The following is an 11,142-nucleotide window of genomic DNA, read 5'->3' as shown; positions in this document are numbered from 1 at the left end:
CGGGTCGCTGAGGCGGTTCAGGAAGCCCCAGCGCTCGGCCTCCTCGCCGCCCATCGAGCGGCCGGTGTAGAGCAGCTCGCTGGCGCGGCCCTGGCCGATGATCCTCGGCAGCATCGCGCAGGCGCCCATGTCGCAGCCGGCGAGGCCGACGCGGTTGAACAGGAACGCGGTCTTGCTGCGCGCGGTGCCGACGCGCAGGTCCGACGCCATCGCGATGATGGCGCCGGCGCCGGCGCAGACGCCGTCGATCGCCGCGACGATGGGCTGCGGGCAGACCCGCATCGCCTTGACGAGGTCCCCGGTCATGCGCGTGAACATCAGCAGCTCGGGCGCCTTCAGGCGGACGAGCGGGCCGATGATCTCGTGCACGTCGCCGCCCGAGCAGAAGTTGTCGCCGGCGCCGGCGACGACGACGACCTTCACGTCGTCGGCGTGGCGCAGGCGCTCGAACAGGTCGCGCATCTCGGCGTAGGAGTCGAAGGTGAGCGGGTTCTTGCGCTCGGGGCGATTCAGCGTGATGCGGCCGATGCCGTCGGCGACCTGCCAGCCGAAGTGCTGCGCCGCGTAGCCGGCGAGCGGGCGCCGATTGCCGGCGGCGAGCGCCGGGTCGAGGCCGGCCGCGGGAGTCAGGCCGCTGTTCGTCGTGTTCATGGCGTTGGGTCCTCGCGATCGTTCATGCCGTGTCTCCTTCGGCCGGGGCGAGCGCTTCCCCCAGGTGCGCGCGCAGAGTGCCGAGCTGCCCGTGCAGGCCGCGCACCGTCTCGGCGTCCAGGCCCGCGAACATCTCGCGGATCCAGCGCTCGTGCTCTTCGGCCATGGCCTCAAAGCTGGCCCGGCCCTTCTCGGTGAGGCTGACGATCCAGGCGCGCCGGTCGGTCGGGCTCTCCTCGCGCACCACGAAGCCCTCGCGCTCGAGCTCGTCGGTCAGCCCGGTGACGTTGCCGCCCGTGACCATGAGGAAGCGCGAGAGCTCGCGCATCTTCATGCCGCCGGGAATGCGGTAGAGCTGCGACAGGTAGTCGAAGCGCGCCAGCGACATGCCGAACTGCTCGCGCAGGCGCCGCCGCACCTCGTTCTCAATCTGCGTCGTCGTGGCGAGCAGGCGCAGCCAGAGCTTCAGAACGGCGTGGTCGCCGCTGGCGGCGCGGCCTTCGTGGCCGAGCGGGCCGGCGTTGCGCAGCAGCGCGTGCGACACGTCGCGGGCGGCGGCCATCAGACCCCCAGCGCCCGGTTCGCCTGCTCGAGCGGCGACAGCCCGGCGACCTGCGCCGCGGCCTGCTTCTCGCGTTCGAGGTTGCGCTCGAGCTGCGTCTTCGCGGAGCGGTACTGCTTCGGCCAGCCGACCTCGGTGACGCCGATCCGGGCCGCTTCGAGCAGCGTCCAGGCCGGGTTGGCCAGGTGCGGACGGGCGACGGCGCACAGGTCGGCGCGGCCGGCGGCGATGATGCTGTTGACGTGGTCGGCTTCGCTGATCGCACCGACGGCGATCGTCGCGATGCCGGCCTCGTTGCGGATGCGGTCGGCGAACGGCGTCTGGTACATGCGGCCGTAGACCGGGCGCTGCTTCTTGCTGACCTGTCCCGACGAGCAGTCGATGAGGTCGCAGCCGGCGGCCTTGAAGGCGCGCGCGATCTCGACCGCGTCGTCGGGCGTGATGCCGCCCTCGACCCAGTCGTGCGCGGAGATGCGCACCGACATCGGCAGGTGCTGCGGCCAGGCGGCGCGCATCGCTCGAAAGACCTCGAGCGGCCAGCGCAGGCGATTCTCGAGCGAGCCGCCGTACTCGTCGGTGCGCTGGTTGGTGAGCGGCGAGATGAACGACGAGAGCAGGTAGCCGTGCGCGCAGTGCAGCTCGAGCCAGTCGAAGCCGGCCTCGGCGGTGGCGCGGGTCGCGCGCACGAAGTCCTCGCGGACGTGGTCCATGTCGGCGCGCGTCATCGCCCGCGACCAGTCGCTGACGCCGTCGAGGTACTGCTGCGGCGAGGCCGAGATCAGGGCCCAGTTGCCGCTCTCGAGCGGCTGGTCCTCGCCGTCCCAGGGCGCTCGGGTCGAGCCTTTGGCGCCGGCGTGGCCGAGCTGCATGGCGATCTTAGCGTCGCTATTGGCGTGCACGAAGTCGACGATGCGCTTCCAGGCGTCGCGCTGGGCCGCGTTCCACAGGCCCGGGCAGCCGGGGGTGATGCGCGCGTCGGGCGTCGGGCAGGTCATCTCGGCGACGACCATGCCGGCGCCGCCGAGGGCCCGCGCGCCGAGGTGGACGAGGTGGAAGTCGCCCGGCACGCCGTCGAGGCACGAGTACTGCGCCATCGGCGAGACGACGACCCGGTTCTTCAGCGTCGTGCCGCGCGCGGTGAAGGGCGTGAGCATGGGCGGAATCGGCTGGCGCACCGGCAGGCAATGCACGCCGGACCCGTCCTGGGAGCGCTCCGGCAGGCCGGCTCGCTGGGCGATCCAGTCCTCGTAGTGCTCGACGTAGCCCTTGTCGCGCAGGCGCAGGTTCTCGTGGCTGATGCGCTGGCTGCGCGTCAGCAGCGAGTACGCGAACTGCTCGGGCGGCAGGTTGACGTAGCGGTCGACGTGCTCGAACCACTCGGTCGAATTGCGCGCCGCGTTCTGGATCTTCAGCACCTCGATGCTGCGCACGTCTTCGTAGTGGGCGAGCGCGGCGCGCAGGTCGCCGGGATGCTGGCCGATCGAGCGCGCCAGCTCGATCGAATCCTCCAGCGCCAGCTTGGTGCCGGAGCCGACCGAGAAGTGCGCCGTGTGCGCGGCGTCGCCCATCAGCACCACCGGCACCTCGCCGTGGCCGTTGCCGCCACGCTGCGCCATCCAGTGCACCCAGTGCTGGCAGACGACGCGCGGGAAGCGGATCCATTGCGCCGAGCCGCGCAGGTGCGCCGCGTTCGAGAGCAGCTTGTGGCCCTGCAGCGTCGTCGCGAACAGCTTTTCGCAGAAGGCGATGGCGTCTTCCTTCTCCATCGTGTCGAGGCCGGCCTTCAGCCACACCGCCTCCGGGGCCTCGACGATGAAGGTCGAGTGGGTGTCGTCGAAGCGGTAGGCGTGGGCCTGGAACCAGCCGTGCGGCGTCTCCTGGAAATCGAAGGTGAAGGCCTCGAACAGGCGCGTCGTGCCGAGCCAGACGAAGCGGCACTGGCGCATGTCGATGTCGGGCTGAAAGGTTCCCTCGAACTCCTTGCGGACTCGGCTGTTCAGGCCGTCGCTGGCGATGACGAGGTCGGCGTCGGCGTAGTCGGCCGCGCTCTTGACATCGGCTTCGAAGACCAGCTCGACGCCGACTTCCTCGCAGCGCGCCTGCAGGATGTTGAGCAGGCGCTTCCTGCCGATGCCGCAGAAACCGTGCCCGCCCGAGGTGAACTTCCGGCCGCGGATGTTGACCTCGATGTCGTCCCAGTGGTTGAAGGCGTCGAGGATCTGCGCCGCGCTGGTCGGGTCGGCCACCTGCAGGTTGCCGAGCGTCTGGTCGGAGAAGACGACGCCCCAGCCGAAGGTGTCGTAGGGCTTGTTGCGCTCGACGACGCGGACGCGGTGCGTCGGGTACTGCTGCTTCATAAGCAGGGCGAAGTAGAGGCCGGCCGGGCCGCCGCCGATGGAGACGATGTTCATCGACGGATAGTTTAGTTCTAAACCAGTTTCGCGTACAAGCGAGGCTGGCACCGGCCCGCTCACGGTCTGGTGGGAGATGCTCCTGCCGGATGAGCACGTCGCCGCCAGGTCCCGATCCACGCCATGGCCAGCAGGACCCAGGCAAGCTTGAAGTACGGCTGCGCACGGTCGGGCAAGGCCACGCGCGACTCCGCGCATCGCTTGTCGTCGCCGCAGGCGGCACGCTCCGCGTCCGTGCGTTTGCGGAAGCTGGCCGCCGGGCTGACGCACCACGACACGAACGTCCAGCATGCCGGCCGATCGAGCGGCTCCAGCCGCGCGATCGGTCCCGTCTGGTCGGCGAAGCTCATGATCGTGAGTGGAAAAAACAGAATGAAGAGGGCGTACTTCGTCAGCACCACCGCGAGCGTCGGCGCCACGAAGACGATCAGGTGGGTGGCTTGCAGGCGCAAGGCCCATCCCCAGGCCTCACGCAGCGTCCACGACTGCAGCCAGGCGCGCGTGCTCGCGGCGTGGCCGGAGAGCTCGCTGGCCCATGAATCGTCGCTCCTGGCGTGCCCCGTGGCGATGCGGCCGGTCGAGTGGGGGCGCCACACGTGCCAAAGCCGCCACGTCACCAGCAGGAGCACGATCCAGAACGCCAGTCCGAGGGTCACGACCGCGTTGCCCCGATCTTGGTCCATCGCGCCCAGACTCGACAGTCCCGAATGCTCGAACAGCCATTCGCCCGGGACCAGCAGCCAGTCGGACAGGTCCATGTCGGGCCGGGCGGCTTAGGGAGGGCCTTCCACCAGCGCCAGCACGCGCAGAGGGCTGCCGCTCCCCTTCTCGATCTTCAGCGGCGGGCAGATCAGCACCGCCCCTGTCGGCGGCAGCAGGTCGAGGTTGGCGAGGCACTGCAGGCCGTAGCGGCCGGCCCCGTGCATGGTGTAGTGGCAGGGGTACGGCGGCCGCAGGTGGTAGCCCTGACCGGCGTCGGTGCCGATCGCCTCGGTGCCGAAGCCGAGCACGTTGCGCTGCTCGACGAGGAATTGCACCGCCTCGGCGCTCGGGCCGGGCGTGTGCTGGCCGGTCTCGTCGAAGTTCTGATAGGCCTCGGGGTCGCGCCGCTTCGACCAGTCGGTGCGCATCAGGAACCAGGCGCCTTCCGGGATGCGGCCGTGCACCGCCTCGAAGCGCTCGATGTCGGCGACGGTGAGCAGGTAGTCGGCGTCGGCCGAAGCCTCGGCGGAGCAGTCGATCACGCAGGCCGGGGCCACGAAGTGCCCGGCGTGAATGGTGTCGACCGAGTTGTTCGGCAGGTCGCGGCCGGAGATCCAGTGGATCGGCGCGTCGAAGTGGGTGCCGGTGTGCTCGCCGCAGGAGAAGTTGTTCCAGTACCAGCCCGGCCCGCGCGCGTCGTAGGCCGAGATCTCCTCGATGCGGAACGGCCAGCACTGGCCCATCTCGGGCGGCAGCGCGATCTGCGGGAAGTCGGGGCTGAGGGTCTGCGTCAGGTCGACGACGCGGATCCGCCGCGTCGCGAGGGCGGCGACGAGCTCGCCGAGGAGCGACGTGACGACGGCGCTCACAGCGACAGGGGCAGCGCCAGGTGCTCGGCGTACATCCGGTCGCGGTGCGCGATCAGCACCGGGTCGACGGCCGCCGCCGTGCGCGCGTCGAGCGTCTCGAAGGCCACGCGCGTGGCCGCGTCCATCGGGCATTGCTCGTGCGGCAGCGGCCGGAACATCGCCATGAAGGCGGCGCTGTAGACGTCGACCGCGGTCAGGATCTGGCCGAGGTACCAGGGCGCGCCGGCCTCCTGCTGCTTCTTCAGCCGCGCCGCCATCCGCCCCAGCAGGTCGGTGACGCGCGCGCCGGCGGCGGCGCCGGCCTCGGCGCTGTAGCCGTACTTCTTGCCGAGGTAGGCAGCGACGCGCTCCGGGAAGCCGCCCTCCCCGTTCATGCCGGCGTGGATCAGCTGCAGCCGGCGCGCCCAGCCGAGGCCGCCCTTGCCGCAGATGTCGTTCGACAGCTCGAGGACGAGGTCGCGCGAGAGCGGCTCATGCGGCAACAGGGCCGGCTCGGGCGCCAGGCGCTCGGCGAGCAGGAGGATCTCGCGCCAGCCGGCCAGCGGCGGCTCGTTGCCGTAGACCGCAACCGGGCCGCTGCGCTGGCCGGCCCACTGCTTCAGCAGCTCGCTGTCGTAGGTCAGGCGCACCGCCGCCCACGGGATGCGCTTGATGTGCAGGATGCCCTTGGCCGCCTCGCTCCAGCCGCTGGGCACGCCGCCGACGACGACCATGCGCAGGCCGGGCCGCTGGACGGCGGCGTCGATGCTGACGTACTCGATGCTCATGAAATCGGCTCCTCGGAGCCGAGTTTCGCCGAAGTCAGACCCGAGGTGGATCGGTCTCCCGCTCGTACGCGCGGTGCTTCGCCAGGGCGGCGATGAAGGCCGGAACGCCATCGCCCGAGACGAGGCCCGGATCGGCGCTTCCGTCGGGCAAGGAAGCGGGCAGGCGGCACGCGTCTTTCGCCTCGCTCGCCGCACCGAGGAAGAGCATCGGCTTGCAGTGCCTGTACTGATCCTTCAGGAACTCGAGGACCTGGCCCTGCCCGGCCAGCGCCGCATCGTTGCCGGGGACGACGACCGCGTCCCAGGTCGACGAGGGCGCCGTCTCCAGGGTCACCTCGGCGTGGATGACGTCGCCCGATGCCGGCCGGACGCGGCCCAGGCGCACGCCGACGAAGCGCGGCGCCGCGCCTTCGGCGGCGAGGGCGCGGTGCGCGGCGCGCAGCGACTCGCCGTCGATGCCGTCGGCGACAAGCAGCGCGACCTTTCGGCCGCGCACGCCGCCGTCGCCCGGCCGAGCCATCAGCGACAGCGCCGGCGAATGGGTCACCTCGGGTGTCGGCGGCGTCTGCAGCACGCGCGGCTGAGCCGGCGGAACGTCGATGCCGAGACCGTCGGCGACGCCCTGGGCCAGCTCGTCGGACACGTTGGCGAGCATCGACACGACGCGCTCGCGGATCGCCTGCACGCCGACCTTGGTGAGCTCGAAGCGGAAGGCGCCGACGATGTGGTTCTTCTCGGTCTGCGACTGGCTCTCGAAGAAGAGGCGCGCCTGCGTGAAATGGTCGGCGAACTTCTCGGGCTTGCCGCGCACCTTGTCCTCGAAGACCGGCTGCGGGAACGACACGAAGCCCTTCATGCCGGCCTGGAACGGGCAGCCGCCGCCGAGCGAGTTCGGCTCGTACGAGACGCGCCCGCGCGGGATCGCCTGCCGGTGCATGCCGTCGCGCTGGTTGTTGTGCACCTGCGCGACCGGCGCGTTGATCGGGATCTCGTGGAAGTTGGGGCCGCCGAGCCGGCTCAGCTGCGTGTCGAGGTACGAGTGGTGGCGGCCTTGCAGCAGCGGGTCGTTGCTGGTGTCGATGCCGGGGATCATGTTCGCGGTGCCGAAGGCGACCTGCTCGGTCTCGGCGAAGAAGTTGTCCGGGTTGCGGTTCAGCACCATGCGGCCGACCGGGCGCACCGGGACCAGCTCCTCGGGGACGATCTTGGTCGCGTCGAGCACGTCGAAGCTGAAACGCTCGGCCTCTTCCTCGGTGAAGACCTGCAGGCCGAGCTCGTATTCGGGGTAGACGCCGGCCTCGATCGACTCCCACAGGTCGCGGCGGTGGAAGTCCGGATCGGCGCCGTTGATCTTGACGGCCTCGTCCCACACCACCGAATGCGTGCCGGCGACCGGGCTCCAGTGGAACTTGCAGAAGCGCGAATGGCCTTCGGCATTGACGAGCCGGAAGGTGTGCACGCCGAAGCCCTGCATGGTGCGGTAGCTGCGCGGGATCGCGCGGTCGGACATCACCCACATCAGCATGTGCGTCGATTCCGGCATCAGCGAGACGAAGTCCCAGAAGGTGTCGTGCGCGCTCGCCGCCTGCGGCATCGCGTTGTGCGGCTCCGGCTTGACCGCGTGCACGAGGTCCGGGAACTTCATCGCGTCCTGGATGAAGAAGACCGGGATGTTGTTGCCGACGATGTCCCAGTTGCCTTCGTCGGTGTAGAACTTGACGGCGAAGCCGCGCACGTCGCGGGCCAGGTCGAACGAGCCGCGCTCGCCGGCGACGGTGGAGAAGCGCACGAACACGGGCGTGCGCTTGCCGGCTTCGGCGAACGGCGCCGCCCGCGTGATCGGCGCCAGCGACTGGTAGGCCTCGAAGAAGCCGTGCGCGGCCGAGCCGCGGGCGTGGACGATGCGCTCCGGAATGCGCTCGTGGTCGAAGTGGGTGATCTTCTCGCGCAGGATGAAGTCTTCGAGCAGGGTCGGCCCGCGCAGGCCGGCCTTGAGCGAATTCTGGTTGTCGCCGACGGCGATGCCCATGTTGGTGGTCAGGGCCCGGCCGCCGGAATCGACGCGGACGCGGTCGAGCGAATCGTTGCCCGGGTTGTGGCCTTGCGGCGGCGTGCCGTCGCCGACCTTCGCCGACACGGCGTCCTCGGTGACGGTGCTGGCGGAGTCGATCGTGTCGTGCGGCTGCACGGGCCGGCCCGCCTGCGGCGCGTGCCCGGCATCGAGCCCGAACTCGGACGCCTTGAGGGGATTGGCCGGCATCGCCGCGCCGGCGAGCTGGGCGCCGACCTTCTGGGTGCCGAGGCGGACCTCGGAGACGGTCGGCAGCGCCGCGACGCCGTCGTCGTCGAGGAGCGACGTCGACGGGCCTGAAAACGTGGAGAGCACGGTGCCGATGCTCTGGCGGGCCGTGGAAGACGAGGGGCCGACGTTCTTCGGAGGGGTCTTGCTCTTGCGCGATGCCATTGAGGTTTCCTGAGGCCGGACGAGGACAGGCATCGCTGCCGCGACGCCGGGAACACCGATCGTCGGTGCCGCGCCCCTCGTTTGCCGTGGGACGCCGAAAGATCGCGACGTAGGAGATTGCCCACAGCGTGCGCGCATGCCGCGCCGGCGGGGCGCTCAGCGCGTCCCGGGCAGCTCGATCCGCACGCGGGCAGGCGTGCGCGGGACCCGGATCTCGCCGGCCGTGCCGGCGTGGGCGACGCCGTCGACCCACGCGCGCGATGCCGCGGGCCAGGGGCCGCGCAGGACGATGCCGCCGGGCGGACCGGCGCGCAGCGCCTTCACCTCGATGTCGACGAAACGGCGGCCGCGCTCCGTCCTGGCCTGGCCGCTCCAGCTGAGCCGACCGTACGGCGTGCGAAGGTCCCGCAGCGCCAGGCCGGGGCCGTCAAGCCAGGCCATCGGGATGCCGGCCGCGAGGACGAGCGAGCGCTCGCCTTCGTGCTCGTAGGCGAACAGGTCGAGCACCGAGCGGATCTGGTCCGAGGCGACCCAGCCGTGCGGCATGTCGCCGAGGAAGCGCGGCTCGCGCGGGTCGCGAAGCACGACCTCGGCCCACTGGTTCCAGCCGGCCGGGCGGCGGTCGCGGTAGAAGAAGGCCATCGCCGCGAGCGCGCGCTCGCGCTGGCCGAGCCGCACGAAGGCGGCGACGTTGCGCCACTCGTAGGGCGTGTAGGCGTCCCAGGCCTTGCCGCTGTCGCGCCGCTCGACGAAGTCGCGCCAGTAGCGGTCGAAGGTGTTGCGCACCAGCGCCTCGGGCAGGGTGCCGAGCAGGCCGCCCGGGCTGAGCGCGACGGTGCTCGAGGTCGGATCGACGTCGCCGCGGTCGGCGGCGCCGGGCAGCACGTCGAGGCCGTGCCGCTTCGTGCTCGCGGCGAGCGACGCGAGCAGGTCGGCCATGAACTCGTCGCCGTGTTTTTCGATGCGGGCTGCGTCATCGGTCAGGCCCAACCCCCGCGCCAGCGTCACCGCGCTCCGGTAGCCGGTCGCGGCCCAGAAGTCGTCCCAGTACGAGTAGGCCGGCTGGTCGGAGTAGCCCTCGTGGCTGATCGACGGCGGCATCAGGCCGAAGTAGGCGCGGCGCTCGGGCACCAGGTTGGCGTCGGTGCGCTCGCTCGCGCGCAGCACCTCCATGTGCGCCACGGCGCGGCGCACGTGCGGCCAGAGCGCCCGCGCCGTCGTCTCGTCGCGGCTGTGCAGCCACAGGTCGGCGGCGGCGAAGGCGAACTCGCCGGCGCTGTCGTTCTCGGGCACCGGGTCGGCGCCGCGCTCGGTGGCGCAGCACGGCACCTTGCCGCTCGCGAACTGGAACGGCGCGAACCAGCGCAGGAAGTCGCGCGCCACGTCCTCGTGGCCGAGGCGCAGCAGCGCCGCCGAGGTGAGGGCGCCGTCGCGGATCCACGAGCGCGCGTAGGCGCGCGGGCCGGGCTGGATGGCGGCTCCGCTGCGGTTGACGAGGATGTGGCCGAGCGAGCTGCGCAGCGTGCGCGCGATGTCCTCGACCTCGGCCGGACCCGTGATGCGGACGCGGTCCAGGCGCTCGCGCCAGTGCGCGACGGCGCGCCGCTCGGCGGTGGCGAAGCCGGCGGCGGTGGGCGGTAAAGGCGTGCCGCGGACCGGCAGCGCCACCAGGACGTCGCGGTGCTCGCCGGGGCGGAGGCGCAGGTCGAAGGTCAATGCCGCGCTGGCGAAGCCGGCGCTGTCGACGAGGCGGGTCGACGCCGCCGAGGCCGGCGTGCCCTGCATCGGACGCGCGCCGAGCGAAGGCGCCGCCTCGGCCAGCCAGTCGCCGACCGGTCCGGCGGCCAGGGGCTCGAGCCGCACGGCGCTCGGCGCGGACAGCGCATGCAGCCGCGGCACGCCGTCGACCGCGAGCGCACGGCCGTCCCAGCCCAGCTCGCCGATGCGGCTGGCACCGCCGGGGTGGGCGAGGAACTGCGTCGGCGGGTTGGCCTGGAACGGCCGCCAGGCGAGCGCCAGCGTCACGCGGCGCGCCTGCCGGCTGCGGTTGTGGACGCGGTAGCGGGCGAGCGCCTGCGCCGCCTCGGGCGTGCCGCTGCCGAAGGCCTCGATGTCGAGCCCGAGGTCGCCGGCCCGCCACTGCACCGACGGGATCGGCAGGTCGCCGTCGCGCAGTCGGTGCGTGATGCGCGCGTCGGCCCAGGTGACGAGGCGGCCGTCGGCGACGAGGAAGGGCTCGAGCGCGCCGACCCCTGGCACCGGCTCGAGCACGCCGTCCTCGCCGAGCAGCGAGGCGGTGCGGCCGCCGTCGACGCCGAGCACGGTCCAGTAGGCCTGCTCGCCGACGTAGGCGCGCGGGTAGCGGCCGCGCGGCGCGTCCTTGGCCAGCTGCGCGAAGAAGGCGTTGGCCTCGAGCGGCGGCCGCAGCTCGAGCTCGGCCAGGGCCACGTCCCGCTCCGACGGCTCGTCGACGCGGACGCGGACGAAGCGCGCTTCCGAATCCGGCAGCCAGTGCACGTGCAGGTCGCCGCGCGCGCGCTCGATGTGGCGGCCGTCGCGCCATCGCTCGCCGTCGTCGGACAGCTCGATCGCGTAGCGCGACGCCGCCGCGCCGCGGCGCCAGCGCAAGGCGAGCGCGCCGAACTCGCGCGGCAGGCCGTGATCGACCGTCAGCACCGCGGCGGCGCCGCGGCCCGTGGCGGGGTGCCAGTCGGTG

The 11,142-nt window shown here is 71.8% G+C and carries 8 protein-coding genes; all 8 read right to left on the bottom strand.

Translation table 11 applies throughout. From position 1 onward, the window contains the following. Positions 1-651: enoyl-CoA hydratase family protein (locus AC30N0_RS01290; protein WP_489516132.1), on the bottom strand; the 651-nt coding region annotated here is incomplete at its 3' end. 22 nt (positions 652-673) lie between these two features. Continuing rightward, positions 674-1,213, bottom strand: a complete 540-nt coding sequence (locus tag AC30N0_RS01285) for a MarR family winged helix-turn-helix transcriptional regulator (RefSeq protein WP_489516131.1) — start codon at positions 1,211-1,213, stop codon at positions 674-676. Next, positions 1,213-3,624, bottom strand: coding sequence for a bifunctional salicylyl-CoA 5-hydroxylase/oxidoreductase (locus AC30N0_RS01280; protein ID WP_489516130.1), 2,412 nt, complete (start codon positions 3,622-3,624; stop codon positions 1,213-1,215). The genes AC30N0_RS01285 and AC30N0_RS01280 overlap by 1 nt, the downstream gene beginning before the upstream one ends. A 59-nt stretch (positions 3,625-3,683) precedes the next feature. Then, complete coding sequence (locus tag AC30N0_RS01275) at positions 3,684-4,382, bottom strand: hypothetical protein (protein WP_489516129.1); 699 nt, start codon at positions 4,380-4,382, stop codon at positions 3,684-3,686. Positions 4,383-4,397: 15 nt separating this feature from the next. Then, positions 4,398-5,195: a cyclase family protein gene (locus AC30N0_RS01270; RefSeq protein ID WP_489516128.1), complete on the bottom strand. Its 798-nt coding sequence runs from the start codon at positions 5,193-5,195 to the stop codon at positions 4,398-4,400. Next, complete coding sequence (locus tag AC30N0_RS01265; RefSeq protein ID WP_489516127.1) at positions 5,192-5,962, bottom strand: hypothetical protein; 771 nt, start codon at positions 5,960-5,962, stop codon at positions 5,192-5,194. Before AC30N0_RS01265 ends, AC30N0_RS01270 begins: the two co-directional genes overlap by 4 nt. Positions 5,963-5,996: 34 nt before the next feature. Further along, positions 5,997-8,426 (bottom strand): catalase, encoded by a 2,430-nt coding sequence (locus tag AC30N0_RS01260; RefSeq protein ID WP_489516126.1) that lies wholly within the window; start codon positions 8,424-8,426, stop codon positions 5,997-5,999. A 156-nt stretch (positions 8,427-8,582) separates the two neighbouring features. Next, positions 8,583-11,142 (bottom strand): discoidin domain-containing protein (locus tag AC30N0_RS01255; protein ID WP_489516125.1); only part of this gene is annotated, 2,560 nt, incomplete at its 5' end.

The sequence above is a fragment of the Rhizobacter sp. genome, assembly GCF_031412495.1.
In the GTDB taxonomy this organism is placed as follows: Bacteria; Pseudomonadota; Gammaproteobacteria; order Burkholderiales; family Burkholderiaceae_C; genus Schlegelella_A.
This window is presented reverse-complemented; position numbering and strand designations above follow the sequence as displayed.

What these genes read in the sequence shown, in the direction of transcription:
- AC30N0_RS01275 (WP_489516129.1), bottom strand. Translation starts at nt 4,382, where the DNA reads ATGGACCTGTCCGACTGGCTGCTGGTCCCGGGCGAATGGCTGTTCGAG.
- AC30N0_RS01265 (WP_489516127.1), bottom strand. Translation starts at nt 5,962, where the DNA reads ATGAGCATCGAGTACGTCAGCATCGACGCCGCCGTCCAGCGGCCCGGC.
- AC30N0_RS01260 (WP_489516126.1), bottom strand. Translation starts at nt 8,426, where the DNA reads ATGGCATCGCGCAAGAGCAAGACCCCTCCGAAGAACGTCGGCCCCTCG.
- AC30N0_RS01285 (WP_489516131.1), bottom strand. Translation starts at nt 1,213, where the DNA reads ATGGCCGCCGCCCGCGACGTGTCGCACGCGCTGCTGCGCAACGCCGGC.
- AC30N0_RS01280 (WP_489516130.1), bottom strand. Translation starts at nt 3,624, where the DNA reads ATGAACATCGTCTCCATCGGCGGCGGCCCGGCCGGCCTCTACTTCGCC.